This is a genomic window from Aquimarina addita, assembly GCF_039539305.1.
GTDB classification, from domain to species: domain Bacteria; phylum Bacteroidota; class Bacteroidia; order Flavobacteriales; family Flavobacteriaceae; genus Aquimarina; species Aquimarina addita.
Window position 1 is genome coordinate 269,565 of record NZ_BAABCW010000003.1, and the last position, 26,997, is coordinate 296,561.

18 protein-coding genes are annotated in these 26,997 nt (G+C 33.1%); 9 read left to right on the top strand and 9 right to left on the bottom strand.

Going from position 1 to position 26,997, the window contains the following annotated elements; all coding sequences use genetic code 11:
- Positions 1 to 8: 8 nt before the first annotated feature.
- Complete coding sequence (locus ABD816_RS06105) at positions 9 to 1,289, top strand: replication-associated recombination protein A (protein WP_344925604.1); 1,281 nt, start codon at positions 9 to 11, stop codon at positions 1,287 to 1,289.
- A 115-nt stretch (positions 1,290 to 1,404) separates the two neighbouring features.
- Here ABD816_RS06105 and ABD816_RS06110 read toward each other — a convergent pair whose 3' ends face one another.
- From ABD816_RS06110 to radC, 6 genes are all read right to left on the bottom strand, one after another.
- On the bottom strand, positions 1,405 to 2,214 hold the full coding sequence (locus tag ABD816_RS06110) for a hypothetical protein (protein ID WP_344925606.1): 810 nt from the start codon (positions 2,212 to 2,214) through the stop codon (positions 1,405 to 1,407).
- A 5-nt stretch (positions 2,215 to 2,219) separates the two neighbouring features.
- Positions 2,220 to 3,587, bottom strand: a complete 1,368-nt coding sequence (locus ABD816_RS06115; RefSeq protein WP_344925607.1) for a DUF5723 family protein — start codon at positions 3,585 to 3,587, stop codon at positions 2,220 to 2,222.
- A 29-nt stretch (positions 3,588 to 3,616) separates the two neighbouring features.
- Entirely contained in the window at positions 3,617 to 4,207 is a 591-nt protein-coding gene (locus tag ABD816_RS06120; RefSeq protein ID WP_344925609.1) for a hypothetical protein, read from the bottom strand.
- A gap of 47 nt (positions 4,208 to 4,254) precedes the next feature.
- On the bottom strand, positions 4,255 to 4,941 hold the full coding sequence (locus ABD816_RS06125) for a YjjG family noncanonical pyrimidine nucleotidase (RefSeq protein ID WP_344925611.1): 687 nt from the start codon (positions 4,939 to 4,941) through the stop codon (positions 4,255 to 4,257).
- Positions 4,925 to 6,235, bottom strand: coding sequence for a polysaccharide deacetylase family protein (locus ABD816_RS06130; protein WP_344925612.1), 1,311 nt, complete (start codon positions 6,233 to 6,235; stop codon positions 4,925 to 4,927). The genes ABD816_RS06125 and ABD816_RS06130 overlap by 17 nt, the downstream gene beginning before the upstream one ends.
- A 118-nt stretch (positions 6,236 to 6,353) precedes the next feature.
- Positions 6,354 to 7,052 carry a RadC family protein gene (radC, locus tag ABD816_RS06135; protein WP_344925614.1) on the bottom strand — a complete coding sequence of 233 codons (699 nt, stop codon included), beginning with the start codon at positions 7,050 to 7,052 and terminating at the stop codon, positions 6,354 to 6,356.
- A 228-nt stretch (positions 7,053 to 7,280) separates the two neighbouring features.
- Between radC and ABD816_RS06140 the strand changes: the two genes are divergently transcribed.
- The 3 genes from ABD816_RS06140 (at position 7,281) to ABD816_RS06150 (ending at position 8,918) form a co-directional block, all read left to right on the top strand.
- Positions 7,281 to 7,739, top strand: a complete 459-nt coding sequence (locus ABD816_RS06140; protein WP_344925615.1) for a hypothetical protein — start codon at positions 7,281 to 7,283, stop codon at positions 7,737 to 7,739.
- A 129-nt stretch (positions 7,740 to 7,868) separates the two neighbouring features.
- Positions 7,869 to 8,312 carry a DUF1569 domain-containing protein gene (locus tag ABD816_RS06145; protein WP_344925617.1) on the top strand — a complete coding sequence of 148 codons (444 nt, stop codon included), beginning with the start codon at positions 7,869 to 7,871 and terminating at the stop codon, positions 8,310 to 8,312.
- 6 nt (positions 8,313 to 8,318) lie between these two features.
- Complete coding sequence (locus ABD816_RS06150; protein ID WP_344925618.1) at positions 8,319 to 8,918, top strand: FMN-binding negative transcriptional regulator; 600 nt, start codon at positions 8,319 to 8,321, stop codon at positions 8,916 to 8,918.
- A gap of 88 nt (positions 8,919 to 9,006) precedes the next feature.
- Here ABD816_RS06150 and ABD816_RS06155 read toward each other — a convergent pair whose 3' ends face one another.
- Complete coding sequence (locus ABD816_RS06155) at positions 9,007 to 10,359, bottom strand: UDP-N-acetylmuramate--L-alanine ligase (protein WP_344925620.1); 1,353 nt, start codon at positions 10,357 to 10,359, stop codon at positions 9,007 to 9,009.
- A gap of 307 nt (positions 10,360 to 10,666) precedes the next feature.
- Here ABD816_RS06155 and ABD816_RS06160 point away from each other — a divergent pair, with 307 nt between their 5' ends.
- Positions 10,667 to 16,771 carry an alpha-2-macroglobulin family protein gene (locus ABD816_RS06160; RefSeq protein ID WP_344925622.1) on the top strand — a complete coding sequence of 2,035 codons (6,105 nt, stop codon included), beginning with the start codon at positions 10,667 to 10,669 and terminating at the stop codon, positions 16,769 to 16,771.
- A gap of 477 nt (positions 16,772 to 17,248) precedes the next feature.
- Here the strand turns inward: ABD816_RS06160 and ABD816_RS06165 are convergent, their stop codons facing one another.
- Positions 17,249 to 19,207, bottom strand: a complete 1,959-nt coding sequence (locus ABD816_RS06165; RefSeq protein WP_344925625.1) for an immunoglobulin-like domain-containing protein — start codon at positions 19,205 to 19,207, stop codon at positions 17,249 to 17,251.
- 679 nt (positions 19,208 to 19,886) lie between these two features.
- Between ABD816_RS06165 and ABD816_RS06170 the strand changes: the two genes are divergently transcribed.
- Positions 19,887 to 21,089 (top strand): hypothetical protein, encoded by a 1,203-nt coding sequence (locus ABD816_RS06170; protein WP_344925627.1) that lies wholly within the window; start codon positions 19,887 to 19,889, stop codon positions 21,087 to 21,089.
- 325 nt (positions 21,090 to 21,414) lie between these two features.
- The gene (locus ABD816_RS06175; protein WP_344925629.1) at positions 21,415 to 24,606 is read left to right on the top strand and encodes an AsmA family protein; all 3,192 of its coding nucleotides are present in this window, start codon (positions 21,415 to 21,417) and stop codon (positions 24,604 to 24,606) included.
- 104 nt (positions 24,607 to 24,710) lie between these two features.
- On the opposite strand, the gene ABD816_RS06180 is transcribed toward ABD816_RS06175, so the two are convergent.
- On the bottom strand, positions 24,711 to 25,352 hold the full coding sequence (locus ABD816_RS06180) for an SDR family oxidoreductase (protein ID WP_344925630.1): 642 nt from the start codon (positions 25,350 to 25,352) through the stop codon (positions 24,711 to 24,713).
- A gap of 673 nt (positions 25,353 to 26,025) precedes the next feature.
- Here ABD816_RS06180 and ABD816_RS06185 point away from each other — a divergent pair.
- A complete protein-coding gene (locus tag ABD816_RS06185) occupies positions 26,026 to 26,319 on the top strand; it encodes a hypothetical protein (RefSeq protein ID WP_344925632.1) in 294 nt (97 codons plus the stop codon).
- A gap of 195 nt (positions 26,320 to 26,514) precedes the next feature.
- Complete coding sequence (locus ABD816_RS06190; protein ID WP_344925634.1) at positions 26,515 to 26,991, top strand: ORC-CDC6 family AAA ATPase; 477 nt, start codon at positions 26,515 to 26,517, stop codon at positions 26,989 to 26,991.
- Positions 26,992 to 26,997 lie beyond the last annotated feature (6 nt).

Sequence of the window (26,997 nt, forward strand, 5' to 3'; positions counted from 1 at the left end):
TTAACCTTATGAATAAACCTCTAGCAGAGCGAATCCGTCCTAAGTCATTAGAACAATATCTAAGTCAAGAGCATCTTGTAGGAGATGATGGTTCTCTTACGCAACAAATTAAAAAAGGAATCATTCCTTCTTTAATCTTATGGGGACCACCTGGAGTGGGTAAAACTACTCTAGCTAATATTATTGCCAGCGAATCCGGTAGGCCATTTTATACACTAAGTGCAATCAGTAGTGGTGTCAAAGATGTTCGTGAAATTATTGAAAAAGCTAAACAAAGTGGAGGTTTATTTACTTCAAAAAATCCAATCCTATTTATTGATGAAATTCATCGTTTCAGTAAATCTCAACAGGATTCACTTCTGGGAGCTGTAGAAAAAGGATGGATTACTTTGATCGGCGCTACTACTGAGAATCCAAGTTTTGAAGTAATTCCTGCCCTTCTCTCGCGCTGTCAGGTGTATATCTTAAATCCTTTTGGCAAAAAGGAATTAGAAGCTTTATTAACACGTGCAATAAGAGAAGATGAATATCTATCATCTAAAAAAATACAGCTTAAAGAAACTGACATTTTATTGAAGCTTAGCGGAGGAGATGCTCGTAAATTATTAAACATTTTTGAATTAATTGTTGCGAATCAGGAGGACAAAAAAAATATTATTATTACAAATGACCTAGTGCTAAAATTAGTGCAGCAAAATACAGTAAGATATGATAAAACCGGTGAGCAACATTATGATATCATATCAGCTTTTATCAAATCCGTTCGTGGCAGTGACCCTAACGCTTCGGTATATTGGTTAGCCCGAATGATTGAAGGAGGTGAAGATCTGAAATTCTTAGCTCGCAGAATGATCATATTAGCATCAGAGGATATTGGAAATGCTAACCCAACTGCATTAATAATGGCTAATAATACTTTTCAGGCAGTGACTACTGTGGGATATCCCGAAGCCCGAATCATACTAAGTCAATGTGCCGTTTATCTAGCAACATCACCTAAAAGTAATGCCTCATATATGGCTATTAACAAAGCACAGCAACTTGTAAAACAAACAGGTGACTTATCTGTTCCGTTACATATTAGAAATGCTCCTACTAAGTTAATGAAGGAATTGGGATATGGAGAAAATTATGAATATGCTCATAATCATAAGGATAATTTTGTGTCACAAGAATTTCTACCACAAGAAATTAAGGATACCCAATTATATGATCCTGGCGATAATCAAAGAGAAAATGCATTCAGACAATTTCTTAAATCCAGATGGGGTGATAAATACGGATACTAGGAAGCATTATGTACTAGCTGTATTGCTTCCTTACGTCATTTTCCTACTTTACATCTATACTTGGTCCACTAGTTAGGTTATAGTATTACAGCTTTACTAAACAACTACAGGTTACTTATTGTCTGGCAAATGTATCTGTGATAACTTTATCCGTGGCAGGATTGATTCTTTCTAGTATAAAATTTCTATATGCATCAAAATAACCATTGCCACTAAGATCGCCAGCTTTGACAATAAAACTATTTTCTCTATTTGACTTTACAATTTTACCGATAGAAATGATGTTACCATTCTTATCCTGAAATAATTCATATCCATATTCCTGCTTCTTCAACATATACTTTACATCATTATATAGATACCATATAGAGTTTTCAGATTCGGCAGTAACTTTCTCAGGTACTTCCTTTATTTGAGAAGAATCAGCAATTTCTACTAACGGAACTGGAACTACTTCTGGCTTTACCGGGATATCTTCTTCATTGGTGTTTTTTCCGTCATAAACATATTTCAAGTTTTTTACATCTGTAAACGCATCTCTTAATGCCTCATGATAGGCCGCTTTAAATTCCTTTTCTCTACTCGTTCCTTCTTTAGAAGTAAACACAATCGTACCAGTACAATCTTTCAGTGTTACTATCAGTTTTGTTACAAATACGCCTGAGTTTTTACTGACATTAGCGGTTAAACCCAAACACCCGTTTGCGTTGAGTTCCTCAGGAAGCTCCTCACCTCTTAGAAAAGCGGTAAATCCATACTTTTTAAATAAAAATTTTGTCAAAGAATTTAATTGATAAGCATCATTTTCCTTCAAAAATTCATATCCTTCGGGAACTACTACATATTTATAATTAGATACACTTTGTTGACTATAGGTCTGATGCATTGCAAAACAGAAAACAAACCCCCAAAAAAAACCACGCATTTTATTCACATTATTAAATTAAACCCTAATTGCACAGATATTCCTCTGGCATTGGCTAAATTAGAATATTCTAAAAGATTATTACCAGAAATATAGAAATTAAAATCCTTAATATGAGTAGAAACTAACAAACCTATATTATAAAAGGAATAATCATCTACTGTATATGTCATTTTAGTATTAAAAATACTTGATAACCGTTTAGAATAAAATAAAGAAGCTGCATACTGCGGCTTTCTGGGTCTAAATTGAGTAAAAACCTGTAATCCAAATGCATCCATATAAGGAGCATCCTCTTCATCAAGTGAACAGTAACAGGCATCACCATCATATCTATTAAACGAATACTTAACTGATCCATTTAATTTTATAGGACGTAGTGCAGAGTAACTTGATTGTATTGTATCTATTGGTATGGCAGCTTCTAATTCATCCAAAATATCCTGACCACTTTCCTCTGTGACAGGTGTTTCCAGTCCTTCAAAAACATAATTCCCTTTTGCTGTGTAGGATTCGACATCTTTTGTATAAAAAATAACTCCAATATCAGTAGCACTTCCGGTAACCGTCCATTGATCCTCTAGTTTATAGGTAAAGCCTGCATCAACTCCAATCCCTAGATTTCCACCAAGAAAAACTCTACCTAAGAACTTATTGATCACTTGCTTGGCTCCATCAGCAGTATCTTCTGATTCAACATCTCGTAAGGATGCGTAACCGGCTGTTTCCACACTTACATCGGCACCTGCTATAATATGTTGGTAAATATTATTTCCCTCTGGAGTTTCTATAGTTGTAAAAGTTCCTGAGTTTTTGGTACTCCTAAAATTTACAATACTCGAATACACCTTAGCCCTCGCTCCAAAAGTTAACTTCTTGCTTACCTTTTTATTATACCCAAAATGATAGACAGTTACTAGCTCTCCGGTAGCGCTTATATTAGAAAATCTAAAGGGTTGATCGATATAATCCTGATTTCCTTCATATGCCAGTAATACAAAATCCTTTGGGAAATAAGCAATCATATCAAGTTCCTGATACAATCCCGCAGAAAAGTAGAGATCTTTATTACGTTTACTTTTCCAACCTATGTTTACAATCTCCAATTGTTCATTTATAGTAAAGTAATCGTCACTAGTAAGTTTAGATAAAGTTTCTTCTATTTTATCATTAATATCTCTTCCATCATCGGCAAAAACATCATATAAAGAAGCTCCTTTTAATCCTGCATTTATGTGAATCTGTGATAGGAATGGTATTCCGATATGAGAATCAAACTGCACATCTGTTCCAGGATTAAGCATTAATGATTGCGGTAAATAAGTAAAGTCATATAAGGTTTCTTTATTCTGAGCATATGTACTAGACCCCAAACAAATTATACATATATATACAAACACCCTCATAGACTGTAATTTATATAATATGCAGCTTTAGATCTTACATCAAGAACACCTCGTAGACTCGAATTTATAGTAGGTGTAACAAGCTCTACTGCAATTTTCTGAGCATTAGCCAACTGCTGTATTGTGGGGTTATCTAAAACAATGGGATTAGGTGAAGAAAATGAAGTTACTGGTTCAGAATCTTCTCCGGAACCAGGTAATACTTCAATAAAATAAAGTACACCAAGCGGTTCGTCATTATCCGTTAAAAACTGAAATTGAAGCCTGAATCCACTCTCTATTGTATTACGCATCTCAAACACCAGCTCAACCCTATCTATATATTCAATAGCAAAATCAGAACCTACAAGATCGTAGTTTACAGTATCCCTCAGTTGTTCTGGTAGAATAGTAAAATCAGTATCAGGTATTAAATCTTCATCAATGTAATCTTCTATATCAAAATGCGAATAAATAAAATCTAACTCAAAAACAGGAGTGATTGCAATATCTTCTACCTGCTCAAAATCCACATCCTTAATACAGGAAACTGAGACCATTACTATTCCTACTAAAAAGAATAAAATAAACGATTGTTTTTTTTTCATTCAGGGGGATTATTTAATGAATAACGAAATAATACAAAAAATTATTACTAAATATATTCTTTTATCTCGTTCAAATGTGAAACTTGTGTAATTTTTTTTGGGATTTTTTCCCGGTGATAATTAAAACATATAGTATTAATTCCTAAAGCATCAGCTCCTAAAATATCTGCTTCATAGCTATCTCCTATCATTACACTATTCTCTATATGTGCACCTGACAGCCTTAATGCATGTTCAAAAATTAATGGATTTGGTTTTTTTACCCCTACTTCTTCACTATTTGTAATTGTTTCAAAATAGTGATGAATGTTTGCATTATTTAATTTAATATGTTGAACTTCCTTAAAACCATTTGTAATAATATGTAATTGATATTTTGGCTGTAAATACATTAACAATTCTTCTGCTCCCTCAATAAGATAGTTATGAAATGGAAGAAAAGAAATATAGTCCTCAGAAAGCATATCGATTGTTTGCAATGGTAATTGATGACCCAAAATTGAAAATGTTTCTATAAGCCGATTCCTTCTTAACTCTGTTTTAGTTACTTGTTCTTCTCTATACAATTTCCAATACCTCAGATTAATTGGTTGATATATTTCCAGAAACCGGGCAACAGTAATATGAATCTTGAATTTTTCAAACATCATTTCAAATGCCAACGCTGAATTCCTATCAAAATCCCATAAAGTATGATCTAAGTCAAAAAAAACGTGTTTAATTGTATGTGTCATCTTCTAAGTTCCAAATAAATTCAAAAATAGATTTCCAAAACTGCTGATTGTTCAGTTCGCTAAACAACCCATTACTAAAAAAAGGAATAAAAACTCCATCTACTTTCTTAATTTTTGATACGTACGCCAGGAGTTCCTTTTTAATTTCACTTTCATTTTTGTTTGTAGTAAAACTAAGAGGGTTACAACAAGGAGAATAAATAATCAATGGGGTTTGTACTTCGTAGTCTAAGTCATAAAACATAAAAGGAGTACAGGTTCCTGCTCTAAACCCTGCATGCTCCGGATACGCCATAGAAAAATCTTCTTTAATTTCTAGTTCCACAAAATTTCTATATGCTTCTGGAAGTTTAATTTTATAAAACGAACAAAGTGAGATTTCTAATTGTCTATTTACAATATTTTCTATTCGCTTTTTTTCTTCTTTTAATTGTATTAAATCTGTTATTGCGTCATAAGATACCTTTAACCCGACATCCATATAGTCAGAAACATGTTTTATAACCTCTCTGTTTGCCGGAGCACTATGACTTATATTAATCTCAGTATTAGAATAATCGCCTAAACCAAATAAGACTGCACATGTTCTCTTCTTTTTCTTCTGTAAGTCTATAATAAAATCAAAAGTATCGTAAGGATCTTTTTTTACCCCTATAACCACTTTTATTCTATTGGTTACCTCATGGAGTCTTAATTTTAACACATCCCTTACTCCTCCACCTATTGATCTCAAAATTCCTTTTTTTCTATATGCAAATGTTTGAGAAACTGTCACTATAGGAAGCATTCTGAATGTCTTTTTAAGGAATTGAATATCCGGATATTTTTCCAGTAAAATTTTCTTAAAGCTTAATGCCCAAATATCTACTACCGGTTCTTGTAAAAAATCATGAATATAAGCTATACTTTCTGTTGCAATAAAACGTCCCATCTCATCTTTTACGTGAGGCAGATATTCTTCATATCTTGTTAATAAATAGAAAGATGCCGCAAAAACATCAAAGGGTAATGCTGCTTCTGGATGTTTCACTGGAAAAAAGCAAGAAACCTCACCCCAGGAAGTCACCTGTATATCAACTTCATTAAACCCATGCTCAAAAAGCAACTCTACACTTTGAAAATATAATTCTTTCCCTAACGGCTGCTTTCCATAAGAAAATTTGGGACCATCATGGGCAATAAAAGATTCTATTTTAGAAGTAAAATCAATATCCAACCCAAGAATACGTTTACAAATTTGCTTAAACGTATAAGAAACTCTCGGTGTTATTTTATGTACATAAATTAATAACATGTCATAGGTAATGAATTGCGTGTATTGTAAATTAATAGCCAATAAATGTAAGGGGAGCGCCTAATATTTTAAATCTCTCATTTTACCATCCTATTTATAACACAGAAAATGTATGTACTTAAAAATTACCTTCATCAGCAAAGCTAAAATACCCTTTTTCTGCTATTATAAGATGATCTAGCAATTTTATATCCACCGTTCCTCCAGCCAATTTTAATTTTTGAGTCAATAATTGATCAGATTTACTAGGAGTCAAAGAACCACTTGGGTGATTATGAGCTAAAATTATGGAGGTAGCTCCAAATTCCAGTGCAGCTCTAAAAACTATTCGAGCATCTACCAATGTACCTGTTTTGCTTCCTACACTAATTTGCTTCTTTTGTAGTACCTTATTTGCATTATTTAAATAAAGAACCCAGAATTCTTCGTGTTCTAAATCTCCTATAAGAGGATTGAGGATATTAAAGACGTCTTTACTACTATTAATTTTAGGAACCACTGGTACTTCTTCATGTATTCTCCTTCTGCTCAATTCTAAACCAGCAATGATTGTAATTGCCTTTGCTTCTCCTATTCCTTTAAAATTCATTAATTGTTTTAAAGATAGTTTTCCCAACGCATGTATCTGATGATCTACACTAGATAAAATTCGTTTACTTAGTGTTACGGCACTCTCCTCCCGGTTACCAGAACCAATTAAAATTGCAATTAATTCTGCATCACTCAATGCATTCTTACCTTTAACGATTAATTTCTCTCTTGGACGATCATTTTCATTCCATTTTTTAATAGAAAATGAAGAATTATATGTATTCATATAAAATACCTGTATAGTTTTATTCCCTTAGATTTAGCTATGTAAGTATACGCTATTTAACTCAATTACAGTACTATATTTAATAAAAAAACAACCGGATATTCATACTAATCAGGTTGTTATCCAAATTTATATCACCATACATTTGCTTGAAAATGAAAGTTTTACTATATTTGAAAACCCAAAATCTAGAAAAGTTAAATTTTACAACTTTAAATTAACCTATTTATGAAAAACATTTTTACTCTCGTTTTACTTCTTTTGACAGTAAGTTTCTATGGTCAAGAGGCATCAGCTAAGCGTATTTCATTTTTAAATCTTGTAGGAAACAACATACAAGTTCCAAGAGGGTGTGAGGCACAATCTGAATATGAATTGCAGGCGTGTAATGGCACATCTATAAAGTGGGATTATTATAGTGATGACATGCTATCTGCCGTATTTGATGCTACTATTGAGGCATTCGGTGCTGATAATTCTTCAAAGACTCAAGTAACTTTTACTTCTTTTGAAGCACAATTAACTGGATTTAAATTTAAAACAGGAGAAGCTTTTCAATATTTTCTTAAAGGTACTATTAAGGGGCAACCTTTAATGATAAATTTAGGAACTCCTACAGATATTACGGGAACATCAGATCTGGAAGGTTTTCTAAAATTATTTTTTGATACTGCACAAGTAGGATAATAGCATACTAAGTAGGTTATTTTAAGACGTTATAGTTGTTATTAAAATAACTATATGTTTCTGTATGGATTATCTTCAGAAAAGTTTGATTACTTTTGATATGCATTCTTAATCAAACAATCAAAGGAGATGAAATCCCTCTTTAATGAACGTGTGTATCAGGAAATAGAAAAACGTATTCTCAGATTATCTAATACAAGTACACCCGTCTGGGGCACCATGGATGTTTCTCAAATGCTGCATCATTGTCAGTTCCCGCTTAAAATAGTACTACAAAAGGAACATCCTAGATTGAAAAATAGCCTTCTGGCAAGGTTGTTTTTTAAAAAGGCTTTGTATAATGATAAACTTTGGAGAAAAAACCTACCTACACATGTTAAATTAAAAGTAAATACTTCTAAAAATTTTAATGAGGAGCAAAAACTTCTATTATCATTAATCTTAGAATTTTACAATAAAAGACAAGTGCAGGAATGGAATCCTCATCCTATGTTCGGGAAATTCACCTATGAACAATGGGGTAAAATGCAGTATAAACATCTTGATCATCACCTCCGACAATTTAATGTATAGACCTTCATGTACCCACCAAAACATCATCAGGAATATCATCCTGAAAAAATAATGGATGTTGCTTATGCATATCCTTTTGCCACTCTGGCTTCTGCTGACGGAAAAGCTCCTCTTATAACTCACGCCCCCTTAATCCTTCATGAAAACAAACTGGTAGGTCATATTGATGCTAATAATCCCCATTGCCAATTATTAAAAGATAACCATCCTTGTATTGCAATTTTTCAAGGACCACAGACCTATATTTCCCCTTCAATTTATACTACAAAACAATTACCCACATGGAACTACATCATTGCACATGCCATTGGTTTAGCAAAAGAAATAACAAATTCTTATCTGGTCAAGGCTTCTATCGTAAAGATGACTGAATTTCTGGAAACTCCTTCTCAGCAATTTACTCTGGACATAGATGACCCTAGAATGAATCGGCTAGTACCATATATCCATTGTTTTGAAATAACAGACATCCAATGGGAAGGAAAATTTAAACTAAGTCAGGATAAAACTCCTGCCGATATTGAAAATGCAAAACAAGAATTAATCAAAAACAATCAGAAAAGTGTTGCTGATTTTGTGAATGAATTATTTAAGAAACATTTCTAGTTAAAAACTATACATTTTCAAAAAGCAGCTAATCAATACCCTTTTTTCTATCATCAATTTACTGAGACTTAACAAACGCTTGCTAGGGTCATATCATCGATTTTACCTCATCAAAATCCAAACCTCCGTAATTACCACTACTCATTAGCAATAGCGCTGAATTAGAAAAATCCTTTTGTGTCAAATAGGCTTTAAATTCTGCTGGATTGGTATAGGTAATCAAATCATTCTTCTTAAAAGCCTGTTCAATTTGCGCTGTTGAGACTTCTTCTAATTGTTTAATTTTTACAGCATCTGGTGAATAAAACACTACCGCTTCATCGGCTGCATCCAGTGCACCTTCATATTCTTTTAGAAACTCTGCATTAAGACTACTATATGTATGTAACTCCAGACAAGCTACTACTTTTCTATTTTGATATTGTTCCTTCACTGCAGCAGTAGTAGCACTTACTTTAGAAGGACTATGAGCAAAATCTTTATAAGCTACCGAGGTTGCACTTTCTGCTATCTTTTCTAATCGTTTTGATGCCCCGGTAAAAGATGCTATCGCCTCGTAAAACTCATCTTCATCCACTCCCATATGTTGACAAATCCATTTAGCCCCAGCAAGGTTACTTAAGTTATGCGCACCAAAAATAGCTATTGGCATATCGCCTTCTGGAGTTTCTAATAATGTCTGACCATCGTCTACCTTGTATATGGGAGTAGTATATGGAAACTTTCTCATTGGATTTTCTGCACTCTCCGCTAATTTCTTTACCTCCTGATCTTCTTCATTATACACTAAGGCTCCCCCGTGTACGATAGAATTCATAAAAATTCTAAATTGATCTACATACCCATCAAAGGTTGGAAATACATTAATATGATCCCAGGCAATCCCACTAACCAATGCAATATTAGGCTGATATAAATGAAATTTTGGTCTGAGATCAATGGGTGATGAAAGGTATTCATCTCCTTCTAATACCATAAAATCGTTCTCTTCTGTAAGGTGCACCATGGTATCAAATCCTTCTAATTGTGCACCCACCATATAATCAACATCCTTATCGTGGTAATGTAACACATGTAGGATCATAGAGGTAATCGTTGTTTTACCATGAGAACCCCCGATAACTACTCTCGTTTTATTTTTTGACTGTTCATATAAAAATTCAGGATATGAATATATCTTTACCCCTAGTTCTTGTGCCTTTAATAATTCTGGATTATCTTCTTTTGCGTGCATTCCCAAAATAATCGCATCCAGATTCTCATTGATTTTTTCAGGAAACCAACCAAATGTTACAGGAAGCAATCCATATTGATCTAATCGAGATTTAGAAGGTTCAAAAATCACATCATCACTTCCAGTTACCTGATCGCCTTTTTGATGTAGTGCCATAGCCAGATTGTGCATCGCACTTCCTCCTATCGCTATAAAATGTACACGCATAGTTTTATTCTTTGATAAAAAAGTAAATATACAATTAACCTTGAGGTAATGAAAAGATGCAGTAAGGAATTCAAATGATCAACAAAAAAACATAACAATAAAAAGTATACTATTACATTTTTATCAAGACACCATTTCATTAAATAATCCTTCAATTAACTAAACAATTCAATACTTTAACTAAACATTTTTACTGTTTCCCTAATTTATCATTGTAATTATGTAGTTTTATATAGTTCTTTTACAACTTAAAGAAGCATCAATGTAAGTTTATCTTTAGGGTGTATATCTAAAATCAATAAAGAAAATGAAAAAGTACCTCATCTTAGTTTTTATATTCTCTATCATTAACATATCCTATCTAATGGCTCAACAGGAAAATTATCAAAGTGACTGGAAAAAAGTAGAAGATTCTGACAATCAAGGCTTACCTAAAACTGCATTAGAAATAGTTAAAAACATCTACAGTCAAGCAAAAAAAGATAAAAATACCAATCAAATCATAAAAGCCTTAATTTATAAATCACGATATACACTTACCCTGGAAGAAAATGCACAACTCACTATTATTGATGAGTTAAAATCCGAAATTAGTGCCAGCGAATTTCCTACCAGAAATATTATGGAGAGCGTCCTTGCTAACCTATACTGGCAATATTTTCAACAAAACCGATGGAAATTTTATAATAGAACTAAAACTTCAGAAAAAGTAGATGCAGAAGATTTTAGAACCTGGGATTTAGAAACCTTATTTGAAGAAATCCATCTCTATTATCAAAAATCACTTCAAAATGGAGTTTTAGCTCAACAAACAAGTCTGGAGAAATTTGATGAAATTCTATCAAAAGGATATAATTCTAAAATTTACAGACCGACACTTTATGATTTTTTATCCCATAATGCATTAGAATTCTACAAAACTTCTGAGACTAATATTACAAAACCTGCTTACGCTTTTGAAATTAACACTCCTGATTATATAAAAGGATACCAGCAGTTTGAAGCACTTACTATCACTACTAAAGATTCTTTATCACTACAATTTCATGCCCTAAAAATATATCAAAACTTACTTAATTTTCACAAAAGAGATGCTGAACCGCAGGCATTAATCGATGTCAATATAGAGCGATTACATTTTATATCAACCCACGCTACATTTGAAGACAAAAATGAGCTGTTATTACAGACTTTTATTTCAGAAAGAGATCGTACAAAAAGTAGTAGTTTCTCTACAGCGTATGATTATGAAATTGCAAAATTGTATCAACAACGTGCAGTTACTACCTATATCCCAGAGCAAAATGAGACCGAAAGATGGACTTTTAAAACCGCAATAGAAGTATGTGATAGTGCATTAGAAAGATATCCATCATCTGAAGGAGCAAAAAACTGTGCACATCTTAAGCAGACCATCCTGGTCAAAAACGTGAATACGATTACGGCAGAAGCTTTTATACCTATCCATAAACCTGCTAAGCTTTTAGTAAACTACAAAAACATTGATCAACTTTATTTTAAAACGATAGCAATTAATCAAACACAATTAGCTGCATTCAAAAAACTATATAACAAAGAAGAACAAGTAAAATTTCTTAACAGCCTTCCGGTAACCACGACCTGGCAATCATCAGTCATTGATAAAAAGGACTATCAAAATCATAGTATAGAAGTAGCTGTTCCAGCTATAGAAAAAGCGGGTACCTACATGGTGGTAGGCTCTCTATCTAAAGAATTAAGTCATCAGGAGACATTTGCCTATGGAGATTTTCAGGTATCAGATTTAGTACTGGTTCAGAATCAAGATCAAGGTCAGAGGGACCTAAGTTTTCAAATTTTGGACAGAAACAATGGAACACCAATTGCCGGCGCAAAAATAAAATTGACTGCAAAAGGTTACAATAATAAAAAACTAAATACTACGATAACAACAGATGAAAAAGGACATGCTTCGTATAGAAGTAACACTTATTATTATCAGGTAAAAGCAGAAGTAACCCATGAAAAAGACTTCGCGTATTTTAATGGTTTCTATATTGATGAGTATAGAGAATATAAACCCTCCAGACCTGGTATCAGATCCAATACATTTTTGTTTACAGACAGAAGTATCTACCGCCCCGGGCAAACGGTCTTTTTTAAAGGTATTATGATGTCTGGCGCAGAAAATGGAAATGCTCAGGTAACTGCCAATGCATCAACCTCTGTAGAATTGATCGATGTAAACGGACAAATTGTTAAAAGCCTCACATTTGTTACGAATGAGTATGGATCTTTTGCTGGAGAATTTATACTTCCTTCATCGGGCTTACCCGGCAACTATAGTATCAGAACTGCAGGTTACCATACCACAACTTTTTCTGTAGAGGAATATAAACGTCCTAAGTTCGAAACTAGTTTTGAGCCAGTCACAGAGACGTACAAGATTAATGATAGTATTCAGCTTGTTGGTACTGCTACCGCATATGCCGGCAGTAATATTACCGATGCTAAAGTTGTCTATCGAGTACAAAGAAAAGTACAGTATCCTCGATGGTGCTATTGGTATCCCAGCTATAATTCTGCATCTCAGGAAATTATACATGGAGAAACTATCACTGATGAAAAAGGAACATATAACATTACGTTTGCAGCGATCCCTGACAAAAGTGTTTCTAAGGATAATCAACCCGTTTTTACGTATGAGATTACTGCAGATGTCACTGATATCAATGGTGAAACCAGAAGTACTACAACCTATGTACAAGTTGGATATCACGCCATAACTGCTTCGGTAGCTATTCCTGACACACTGGATAAAACAAAGAAAGATCATTCTCTTACGGTTACTACCCAAAATTTAAATAATGAATTTATAGCAAGCAGTGGGGATATTAAAATTTATAAATTGGTAGCTCCAAAAATCCCCGTTCGTAAGCGCCCATGGAAAGCCCCTGATTACAGTAATTTTACAAAAGAAGCATTTAAAAAATTATTTCCGCATGAAGCGTATCAGAATGGAGATGATTTCCGAAATTGGGAAAAAGGCACCTTGGTTTATGACAAAACTTATGATACCAAAGAGAAAGGAGATTCTCCAAAAGGAACTCAAAAACTCTCCCTAGGAAGCATCAAAAATTGGAAATCTGGTAAGTATCGTATCGAATTGCAAACAAAAGATAAGTTTGGGCAAGATGTAAAGGACATCAGATATGTTCATGTGTATGACCAATCAGATACTAAAATAACTGATCAACAACTATTTGAAATAACTACCAATCGGCCTACATATACACCTGGTGATGAAGTGCTTTTAAAAATAAGTTCTGCTGCAGAAGATATGACGGTGACGATAGATATCGTAAAAAATTATCAGATCATTAAAACGCAACTTGTTACTTTATCTAACAGTAGTGAAATTATCAAAATACCCGTGACTACTGAGGATTTAGGAGGCTTTTCTGTACATTATAGTTTTGTAAAATATAACGCGTATCAACATGGCGCTCAACATATAGAAGTACCATATGCACCCACAGAATTGACCATAGAAACCAAGACCTTTAGAGATAAGTTACAACCTGGGCAAGATGAAACCTGGAGCTTCACTATAAAAGGACCTAAAGGAGACAAAGTCACTGCAGAGTTATTAGCAAGTATGTATGATGCTTCTCTGGATCAATTTAGACCCCATCAATGGGCATTTAATCCAATTGTACGACCATATTATCATATAAATTCGTACCGTAATGCTTCTAAAAGTTTTATGAACGCCGGTTTTAGAATACATAACTATTCAAACAATTCATTTTCATATTATAGCCATAGTTACGACCGGCTGAATTGGTTTGGGCTATATTTTGGTCGTACTTATTTTTACGGTAATCAAATACAAAAGAGAAGAATGGCAAAAGCTGCCGCTCCCATGGCTTCTGCAGAACTATCTAGGATGGATGATGAAATAATGATGGAGGAAGTAGAAGAATCAGCAGATATGGCTGGTGCTTTAGGATCCAATCAAAAAAAAGAAGCAGATACTACAGAGATAAACAAAGATCAGCAACCCCCATCACTGGATGGGGTAAGTATTCGTAAAAACCTACAGGAAACTGCCTTTTTCTTTCCGCAGTTGACCACAGATGCAGAAGGAAATGTGAGTTTTAATTTCTCAGCTCCGGAAGCATTGACAAAGTGGAAATTACAATTAGTCGCACATACAAAAGAACTTAATGCAGCTACGCAAACACTGGAAACTGTGACGCAAAAAGAACTGATGATTCTACCCAATCCACCCAGATTCCTGAGAGAAGGTGATCAGATTCAATTTAGTTCTAAAATCGCTAACATCTCTTCAAAAGACTTAACTGGCGTCATCGAATTGCAATTAACGGATGCACTTACAGGAAAACCCATTAATAGTGAATTAAAAAACAATAAAATTCGTCAGGATTTTTCTGTAAAAGCCACAGGTAATACTAATGTTTCTTGGTTATTAGAGATTCCTGACAATGTACAAACGGTACAATATAAAATTGTAGCTAAAGCCGGAACATTTTCTGATGGTGAACAAAATGTATTGCCCGTTTTATCTAATAGAATGATGGTCACAGAAACGCTCCCTATGTGGATTCGTTCGGATCAGACTAAAACGTTTACATTAGATAAATTAAAAAACAATACCTCTACTACCTTAAAAAATCATAAGCTGACTCTGGAGATGACGTCTAATCCTGCTTGGTACGCAGTACAGGCTCTCCCCTACTTGATGGAATATCCTCATGAATGTGCAGAACAAACATTTTCCAGATTTTATGCCAATTCACTGGCTAGTCATATTGCAAATGCTAATCCAAGAATACAGGAAGTATTTAATCAATGGAAAAATACAGATGCACTCCTTAGCAATCTCGAAAAAAATCAAGAACTAAAATCATTGATTATTGAGGAGACACCTTGGCTACGGGATGCACAAAGCGAAACAGAGCAAAAGAAGAGAATCGCCTTACTTTTTGATCTTAATAAGATGAATTCAGAATTGCAAGCTGCTATCAATAAGCTACAACAAATGCAATATGGATCAGGAGCATTCCCTTGGTTTCAGGGCGGTAAAGAGAATCGATATATCACTCAACATATTGCATCAGGGTTCGGGCATTTACAAAAATTAGGTGTTACTAAGTATGATGGTACTACTCAGAACATGCTTCAAAAAGCAGTGCGGTATCTGGACAAAGAATTTGTACGTGAATATGAAAAAATGAAAGCGGATTGTAAAAAGTATAAAACGAATATTAATGATGATCACCTGAGTTACACACAGATGCATTATCTGTATATGCGTAGCTTCTTTACAGATATCAAAAGAGCAAAGAACACAGATGAAGCCTGGAATTATTATTTAGGACAATCAAAAAAGTATTGGTTAAATCGAAGCTTATATGCACAAGGCATGTTATCACTGATTTTACATAGAAATAATGATACTACTACTGCTACTAAAATCATTAGATCACTGGACGAACGCAGTATTAACAATGAAGAACTTGGGATGTACTGGAAGTCTAATACTGCCAGTTGGTATTGGTATCAGGCACCTATAGAAACTCAGGCATTGATGATTGAAGTTTTTAATGAAATAGAGCAAGAGCCTAAAAGAACTAAAACGGTAGATAACTTAAAAGTATGGTTACTGAAAAATAAGCAAACCAACCGATGGAGTACTACTAAAGCAACTACAGAAGCTATTTATGCATTATTACTACAAGGTAGTGACTGGCTCTCTGTTACCGATATGGTGGATATTGTATTAGGAGGTCAGAAAATTGACCCAAGCAAGATGGAAGACGTACAAGTAGAAGCAGGTACCGGGTATTTCAAAACTTCATGGAATGGGGAGGAGATCAAGCCTGATATGGCGACAGCTAAAATCACTAAAAAAGGGAAAGGCATTGCATGGGGTGCACTATACTGGCAATATTTTGAAAATCTGGATAAAATCACTTCAGCAGAAACCCCCTTGCAGTTAAAGAAAAAACTATTTCTAAAAGAGAATACCGATAGAGGCGAAGAAATCAAAGAGATCACTTCAAAAACAATATTAGAATTAGGGGATCTCGTACGTGTAAGAATTGAACTAAGATCAGATCGTGCGATGGAGTTTGTACATATGAAAGATATGAGAGCATCCGGATTAGAACCAGTCAATGTCATCTCCAGATACAAGTATCAGGATGGTTTAGGATATTATGAAAGTACTAAAGATGCGTCTACCAATTTCTTCTTTGATTATTTACCAAAAGGGGTGTATGTTTTTGAATACGATTTGCGTGTTAATAACAAAGGAGCGTTCTCTAATGGTATTAATACCATACAGAGTATGTATGCTCCAGAGTTTAGCAGTCATTCTGAGGGAGTAAGAGTTACGGTGGAATAATTTGTAGTATTGAATTGATTTGATTTTAGGCTTATCAATCACTATTCGCTTATATATCACACAAAGATTTATTTTTTTGAATTCAGGAACCATATATGACGGTTGTAGTTAGTTTTTCTATAGTAAGAAGAGTAACAGTTTAAAAAAAATGAGTGATTCTGAAAAAAATATCGGAATTTGAGAAGGTAATTAAAGATCCCTTCATCATAAATATAATATCAAAATAGGTAATTTCACTATGAAAATTCTAGAATCCAACAGCGATAAATGTATGGGAATTATGAATTATACCATTAATAAAAAAACCGTGTACGATTATATTAAACTTATAGAGTAATTTACTATTATAAAACACAAGAATACTATTATGAGTACACCGACCGGAAACGGTTATCGATATTTTATAAGCAAGAAAAATCCCTAGAACAATATTGTTCCAGGGATTTTTTTACTATCTATTCTTGTTCTATTATTAAATTAATTCGGGATACCATTATCAGCATCCATAATTCCATTAAATACTTCTACGCCATCTACGGATATAACAACCGCTGTTGTACTTGTATCTAGTGAGAAATCAAATCGTGGTGTATGAGAACCAATGAGCACAAATGAATTTATGGTTCTAGAAGAAAAGGTAATTTTTGCACTTTCATTAGAGGGGTCAGTATCTTGATCTGATAAATCACAATCGCCCAGAGAGCCAAAACACGTTGCGATTTCAGCAAAAAAATCAGACCCTTCAATAGAAATTCTAGCCGCTCCATGTTCTTCATTATTATCTTCTACAGATAGCATAGTGATTACAATTTCTGATTCTAACGGAGCTATTAAAACACCTGTTAATTTATCAAAACTGGCGGTATTTCCTTGCTCTGGTTGCACTATTATTCTTCTAGTCAATTGAATAGCCTCATTATCAGATGAATCTACTGCATCATAGGTTATCAGAAAATCGCCCGCTATATTTGTATTTACAAATGTTCCTCCAAAAGTAATGGTTATATTTTCATTAGAATTATCAGACACTGTAGCTTCCTCTGAATATGCATCTCCGATAGTTAAAATCACTAAATCCGGACCATTAAGACGAATGACTGGTGCTTCTGTATCTACCACTTTTATAGTTCTAACTAGCTGATTTGCTTCATTACCAGAAGAATCCTGCACATTATATGTTATGTTATATGTTCCTATAACATTGGTATTTACTGTATCTCCTCCAATAACAATTTGATCGGTTAGATCACCATCAGTAATATCTCGCGCTGTAATGGTTTCTATAAAAGGTTCTGAAACATTTAAAGTAACTATAGATCCTTCTCCTCCTAAAATCAAAAATGGTGCTTGTGAATCTGGTGGGAAAAATTCTATGGTAAGCGATGACACAAGACTTAGTGGACTGGCATTCCCATTAGATACGGTAAAAGTAATCTCATGAACCCCGGATCCAGAAGCACTGTATTTTCCTACAGATGTTCCTATTACTACAGGGATTTCATCTCCTGGTTCATAGACAACATTATCATAGGTAAAGTTTCCTGCTTTAGAAGAACTGTACACCATTGTATATGAAGAAGAAGTCCCTATTGCTTCGCTTATATCAATAACAATATCTACTGGAACAGTGGACAGTTGGTTTGAATCTACAGCATCAGAAGTGGCTTCAAATGCAAAAAGAGGAGCATCTCCTACTTCAAAACGAAACAACTCTTCTACTGTGATTCCAAAACTATTGGTTGCCGTAAACAAAATATCAACAGTCCCCATAGTATTTCCTTCAAACTGCCAAACAAAATCTCCTGTAGCAACTTCAATAGCTGTATTCTGATCTAAGGTTGTTTGATCTATACTTATAGTTCCTGCTCCAATAACATCTATATCATCCAGGGTTACAAAAGCATATTCTAAACTATAGTCATCTGTATCTAATCCAGTAATGTTTAAGTTTATATCCACTGGCTCCCCTAAATATGCGGTTTCAGAAGAAAGAGAAGCACTCAATATAAAAGCAGTATCAGTTATATTGTATGTTAACACCACTAGTTCTTCTCGTCCTGAATCAACATTTCTTATGGTTATTGTCACACTATGTTCTCCGATTGAAGTTCCCACATATCCCATAACATAATCCGGACCGGCTGGTAAACTTACAAACTGATTTTCTATAATTTCAGAATCTTCAATAAAATAAGATCCGGCACCTTCTGTTACATTATATTTAATTTCGTAATCATTAGCATTAATAGCACTTTCACTGACTATACTAAACTGTAAATCTTCACTAGTATCCAAAAATGTTTCGATATTGCTGGTTTTGTCAAATTCTATCGTGAATACTACTTCTGCTAAATTATCATTTATCTCTTTAGAGCAAGAAACAATAAGAAACACTGAAATAACCCCTATTATTAAATTTTTGCATTTTTTTTTCATTGCTTTCAATTTATTGGTTTTGTATTATATTTTTTAATAGTACCTAATAATTGACCTTATTTTATTTGCAATAAAACTTCCAAAAATTCTTTACCATAGTAAATGGATTAATTTTTAAAAAAATTATCGTTATAAGCTTAATTATTTTCTATAAATATATGTTTGAATGCGATAAAGAATTAACGAAAATATATAAGTGTATGAGTTGTGTCTATATTTGATATACCACTAGTAATATTTGTCTTTATGCCAATCAATACATATCTTTCTTTTTGATGTAGGCATCAAAATTCCTGTAATCGCATAATCGTAATACATTCAAATTTTTAAATCATTCGCTGAACATAATATTAATGATGAAAAACCCAGGATGTAAAGGAGTATAATACTGGCATTTGCTATTAGTATCAAACACCCATAGAAACTCAGGTATTAATGATTTGAAGTTTTTAGTGAAATAGAACAAAAGCCTAAAAAAACCGAATCGATCGATCATTTGAAGGCATAGTTATTAAAAATAAAATGAAGCGTTAGTAATTTACAGCAATGCCATGATAAAATAGATTTTCTAACGCATAACATAGATTTAATAGATGGGAAAAAATAGTACTAGAACTAGGAAAACGTTTTCAGTCTACACTCTACTCGTCAAAAAAAAATAATGTTTGATTTTTTTACTATGAATACTCGTATAATCATAAAAATTATCTGTGTATGCGTTATGGTCATCCCAGATATAAATGCTCAGGATATGAACAGCTTTATTGATCACATAAAAAAAGAAGCAGCAGAAATTAAAAATAACAAAATAGAATACGAAAAGTATAAAAAGAAAGAAGATAGCTTATTCAGAATCCGGGAATTAGATATACAAAAAGGGATGCACGCCTTTTATCGACCCGATTTAAAAGAAATAAACGCTCCCCTTGGCTATTATTACAATAGGCTAGTAGAAACTTCTGATCGGTGTAAGTATTATCTTGAAGCCATTTCAGTTTCAGAAGATATTAAGAATCGTCAACAGTTCATTTTATATCTACAATCACAAAAAGAAACTATCTGTGAAGGAAATGTTAGTCACGAACATATAGACTGGAATTATTACATTGCGGTTTCAGCAAATGCAGAGTGGGCTAACCAGTATATAGCTTCGCAACCATTATCAGAAATTCCCGATCGATATACAAAAGGAATATCATATCTGGTAATTCAGCATTGGGCAGATGAGCTCTTTCCAGAAAATAAAATGAAGGCATTTTCTTTTATAGAAAAAATCCACGCTGGCGGTCCTTCTAATCAAGATGAAGCGAACATTTTTCGCGTATTGTATCGATTAAAGCCTAAAGAAACCCAAGCTAATTTATTGAAGTATTGGAATAAGGATAAGCAAGCATATAATTTTCATATTACAACATTACTACCAGAATTCAATACAGTCAACCTTCCTGCAGCAAAAACCCTCCTAAAAATAAGAGCTGAGTATGATGCTACCGATATGTATACTCTAAAACAAATGAATACAGCCCTGTTTTTTATGAATCCGAAACTAGGAGAAGAAGAAATGATAACCAATCTTACAAAAGAAAATCTGGGAGAACAAAGTCTTGAAGATGTATACTCAGATGTACAGAGAGTGCTTGCCTCCTTTTGTTTAAACTTAACTGAATCTAAAGATAAATTAGCGCTATTATTAGAATATATTGTATCGGACCCCATCGATACTTTTGGTGATGTACCTCGTTATACAGTTTTAAAAATCCTTTACAAAAAACACCCATCTCTAGTCAAAAAAGCACTTACTGCTCTGAAAGAAAAATCTAAAGGAACATTTAACACTATCCTGCAATGGGTAAAAAACAATCCTCTGGAACCCATAGATTAAACTATAAAAAGTATCTACTTAATAAATGTCTGAAACATCAAAATCCTTAGGAATAAATCAGGGATTTAAAAAGAAAAGATCAACAAAAATCTCTTAACAGCTAAATAATTAAATGGATATAATCCTTTGTCATTCCCATTCAATTTCTTATAAAATTGATTGCCTATTACAGTAACCTTTTCAGGTTATCAACTGTGGTAACATTATACAAACTTTTAGTAATGTTCAAGACTCAAAACTAAATCATATACTAAAACAAGTTTTTTTCATACGAATTCGTTATTTTTAAAGTCAAACACCTTTTCTAACCCTAAAGACATTTACTTTGAAGATTAAAAAATTCTGGAAACGAATTTTAATAGTACTAATCTTAGTTCCAACTCTATTAGTAGGAGGCCTAATCTTGTATGTTCAGAACAATCAATCCGAAATTATTAAAGGAGAGATCTCAAAACTAAACAAAGAACACAAAGGACTTATTAGTGTTGGTGAAAGTGAATTATCCCTTTTTAACAACTTTCCATATATCTCTATAAAAGTATATGATGTGCAAATTTTTGAAACTAAAGAAAACAATGCGCCCATCATCATGGATGTAAAAGACATATACATCGGTTTTAACCTATGGGATATAGTCAAAGGAAATTATGATATTCAGTCTTTAGTAATAGAAGAAGGCATTTTTAATATTATTATTCATGAAAATAATACTACTAACATTCAAAATTCCTTAGCAAGTACTTCTGGAACAGAAACACCCTCTACTAATATTCATTTAAAAAAAATTCGATTTAAAAATCTGGATATCCATACCTTAGATGAAGCTACACATACAGATATCGAAAAATTCATGTATGAAGGCACAGGTGGTTTTAGCCAAAAAGATAGCATCACTGCCGGACATATAGATACTCGCTTTGAATTAAATGTGATTAAAGATGGAGATACCACCTTCATCCATAATAAACATTTTGAAGTGCATACAGACGTGGTCTTTAATGAATACACAGGCATTCTTGATATACAACCCTCTGGGATTGTCATGGAAAATGGTGATTTTGAATTAGAAGGGTCTATAGATACTAAAAATGATGTAGATCTTGACCTTTCTATAAAGGGAACGAAACCCAATTTTGATATGTTAATTGCTTTTGCCCCAACAGATGTCATACCTGTATTAGAGAAATACAGAAATGCGGGTGAAATTTATTTTAATGCTAATATCCAAGGACCCGCTAACAAAGGTAATAGGCCTTTTATCAATGCCAACTTTGGCGCTGGAAAAGCTTTCTTGGAAAATACCAAAAGAGCGAAAAAGATCGATCATATGGGTTTTAACGGCCATTTTACAAATGGAAAAAACAGAGACGCCAGTACTATGGAATTTTCGCTAACTGATATGACTGCATCTTTAGAAAAAGGAGAATTTAAAGGTTCTCTTTTTGTAAAAAACTTTGAGTCTCCAGAAGTGGATATGAAAATAAACTCCAATTTTAATCTCGATTTTATAACAGAATTTTTTGAACTAGCGCAAGTGCAAGATGCCTCCGGAGAGATTTCACTAAAAATGAATTTTCATGATATTATTGATATTGATCAACCCGAAAAGGCATTACAAAAACTTAATCAAGCATACTTTACAGAATTGATTGTAAAAGACTTGAGTTTAAAAGCCAAGGATCTTCCTGCTCCGTTACACAATTTGAATGTACATATGGTTATGAATGGTAAAGAAGCAGCCCTGAACAAGTTTGAACTGTTGATGGGAAATTCAGATCTGTCAATAAGCGGTTTTCTTTCAGATTTACCTGCAATTGTACATCATACCAGCATCCCGGTAGATGTCCATTTAGATATTGCTTCAAAATATTTAGATGTTGCAGAATTAACCCGTTTTTCTAAAAAAGACACTATCCAAACCGGTTTTGATGAACAAATAAAAGAACTGAGTTTAGGACTTTCCTTTAAAGCTTCTGCTAAAGATTTTACAGCATCTAGCTATTTACCAAAAGATGAGTTTTTTATCGATAGTTTATATGCAGATTTAAAGCATTATCCTCATAAACTACACGATTTTCATGCTGATATATTAATCGATGACAAAGACTTAAAAATAGTAGATTTTACAGGGTATATTGATGATAGTGATTTTCATTTGAATGGGCTTATACACGAGTATGCTTTTTGGATGCAACCACAACTTAATGGAGATGTGGATTTAGACATCAACCTTACTTCAAACAAGTTAAGACTAGAAGATGTCTTTTCATATAAGGGAGAAAATTATGTTCCTAAAGAATATCAACATGAAATTTTTGATGATTTAGCATTGCATATTGCCTCTAGTATGCATTATAAAGATTCTGCTTTGCATTCCATCGATCTGGCTTTAGACAAGTTAGATACAAAAATGGAATTACATCCATTGCGCTTTGATAATTTTAGAGGAAATATCCATTATGAGGATGAGCACTTAGTGATAAAAGATTTTCATGGTGAAATAGGAACTACTAATTTTAATTTTGACCTCAACTATTATTTAGGTAAAGATCCACAAATAAAGAAAAGAGATAATTATCTCGCAGTAAAGGCAAATTATATTGACTTTGATGCGCTTTTTAAGTTTGATGTAAGTCCACCTACATCAACAGAAGTTATTACTTCAAAAACTGCAGATGTAAAAAAACATGCAGAAGCCTTCAATATATATGAGTTGCCATTTACAGATATGCAATTTAAAGCAGAGATCGCTCACTTTATCTATCATAGAATAGATCTTCAAAATATTAAAGCGGATATAAGAACAACACCTAATCATTATATTTATATCGATACGTTAGACATGGATGCCGCTGGAGGAAATATTCAATTAAGTGGATATTTTAATGGCAGCGACCCAGAACATATTTATATGCAGCCGGATTTAGTGATGAATAATGTGGATTTGGATAAATTGCTGTTCAAATTTGAAAATTTTGGTCAAGACCATCTCGTTTCAGAAAATTTACAAGGAAAACTTACCTCTAAAATTAAGGGTAAGATTAGAGTATATCCGGATATGGTGCCGGATTTGGATCAATCTACTATAGAAATGGACGTGAAGATATTAAATGGAAGATTAAAAAATTACGATCCAATGTTAGCGCTTTCAGATTATATGGGAGATAAAAACCTTCAAAATATTAGGTTTGACACCTTACAAAATAGCCTGGATATAAAGAAAGGGAAGATTAATATTCCCACTATGAGGATCGAATCTACGTTGGGTCACATGGAATTATCTGGCACACACGATAACAATCAAAATATTGATTATTATATACGCATCCCCTGGAAAACTGTAAGAAAAGCTTCTTGGCAAAAATTATTTGGAAACAAGAAGGATGCTACTACTGATGAGGAACAAGAAAATGAAATTTTAGAAGTAGATCCTACTAAAAAAATAAGATATCTTAATCTAAAGGTCAAAGGAAATTTAGATGACTATAAGATTTCGCTAGGAAAGAAAAAAGGTTAATTAAATAATAACTATAAACTTTATAATACAGTTTCAGTATATTTAAAAAACCTTGTTTTTATTTTATAATAGAAATAAATTTGTTTAATATAAGTACCTCTTTACTACATCCCATTGGTGCTTATATTATTCAGGGAATCTTGTATTAATTCTTCACCATTCAGGATTTCAAAAACTGTTCGTTTTGCCACAGTATCTTTTAGACTATCTACTAACACCTTTGCCACATCACCTCTTGGAATTTCTCCCTGTGCATCTAATTTTTGAGCTGATTTAATTTTTCCAGTTGGCACATCATTAGTTAAAGTTCCCGGACGTACAATCGTATAATCTAATCCGCTTATAGAAAGATATTCATCAGCATCACGTTTTGCTTGTAAATAATCTTGTAATTCCTGTGCCTTTTTTGGGGCATCAGCTCCCATAGAACTTAGCATAACAAATTTATCTACTCTATGTTTTTTAGAAGCATCTATCAATTTCATGGCTCCTTTTCTATCAACCGCATCAAGTGCTTTACCTTTAGAACCTGCAGCAAATATAACTTTATCAATATTTTTAGTGACATCAGAAATGTCTTGAGTTAAATCTCCATATACTGTTTTAACGCCTTTCTTTTCAAACTGAGATTTCTGCTCTTCTTTTCGAATCATTGCAACTGGTTCAAAAGCGGTATGACTATGTAATGCATCTATGATCTGTTTTCCTGTGGTGCCTGTTGCACCTGCTACTAATATTTTTTCCATAAAATCAAAATACGATTATTCCCTACTTTTTCAAAAAAAACGATACCGGTTTAACTCCTATTTAATAGTTGGCGTTAAAAGCATCCTAATGATTAAATCTTTCTGTTAATAGAGCACACTTTTTTGAGTCAAATACCAGAGAGAATATTTTTAATCCCTCTATGGTATAAAAACGCAGATTACTAAAAAGTAATGGAAAATAATAAAATCTATATAGCGCGCACGATGTCAACATGAACCATTATCAAGTATACAGGTTAGTCAATTAGCATACTATGCATAATCACATCACCATACAGCTTATTGAAGATTCACTGCGGTTTTGCGTAAGTAAGTATAGAGCGTTTAGGCTGGTTAATATTGCTAATCTTTTCTTACACTAAAACATCTCAATGAGGTTTTCCGTAAAAAAGAATCAAGAAATTAAGTTAGATTCGTTTTAGAGATGATCGTCATATTTCTCCTCTATCAGAGATAAGGTTGCTTTGTTTTACTATTTGATATTTTTTAGCTCGTAAAATAGGTTTATATAAAAATACCTGTACCAGAAAAGAATAATTTTTGGTTGGTAATCGGTACTTATTAAAAGGTAAGAGAATGTCTCTTTGTAATATGAAATATTGATACGCTTGATAAAAGGCATTCGTACTAACTTAAACCAACAATACTAAACATGGAAAAAAACAAACAAATTTGGAGTAAACCAATAGCTGAAAAGATTATCGGAATGATTCTTTTAGTACCTCCAATTGTTGGGGTTTTATTATTTATTCTAAATCTATTTTCTAATGATTTTGGGCGAATTGTAGAATTGAAAAATTTAAGTTCTAAATGGACTGGCAATTTTTCAAGCGATTGCGGCGGATATATGTCAGCAGTCCCAATTTACTTAGGGCTCATGGCAATTGCAGGCGCATATTTAGTCAAAGAAACACCAAAAACATCATCTAATGAATTGAATGGCTAACCAAATCATTAAAAATTATGCAATGGTTCTTTTGATACCTAAAGAACAACTCTTGCGGTTTTATGCAATAAATAATGAGGGGGTTAAAGTAGCTTCGTAATAAGAATAAGAATGGTAGTTACAAATCTAGTGATAGAGAAATAAAGTTACCTTGGTGATTATATACTAGTGTTGTAGCAAATTTGAGAAAATATTATGATTAAAGATATAAAAGTAATTCAAGCCATTTCAAGTATTTCTCAACGAGCAGAAAGGCAGAGGGATATAAATAAAATAATTAGTTCATATGTTGAAGTAGGTATTTTACCTCAATTGCTTAATAATAATAACCAAATATTATATGGAAGAAGAGGTACTGGAAAAACTCACATCTTAAAATACTTGCAAAATGAATACAGAGATAATATAAATAAAACCGTCTGTTATATTGATTGTAGAATACTCGGAAGTTCTCCACAATTCTCTGACACAAGGTTGTCCTTATCTCATAGATGCTCTTCTCTATTCATAGATGTACTAAATGAAATTTATGAATCTTTGCTAAATCATATAGCTTACGAGCCTAATGAGAACTCTGAGTTAGCTCTCAATTCATTGGATGATTTTTCAAAAGCATCCATAGGAGAAATTCAAAAAAGTAAAAAAATAATACGTAAAGATTCTAAAAAATAATGAAAC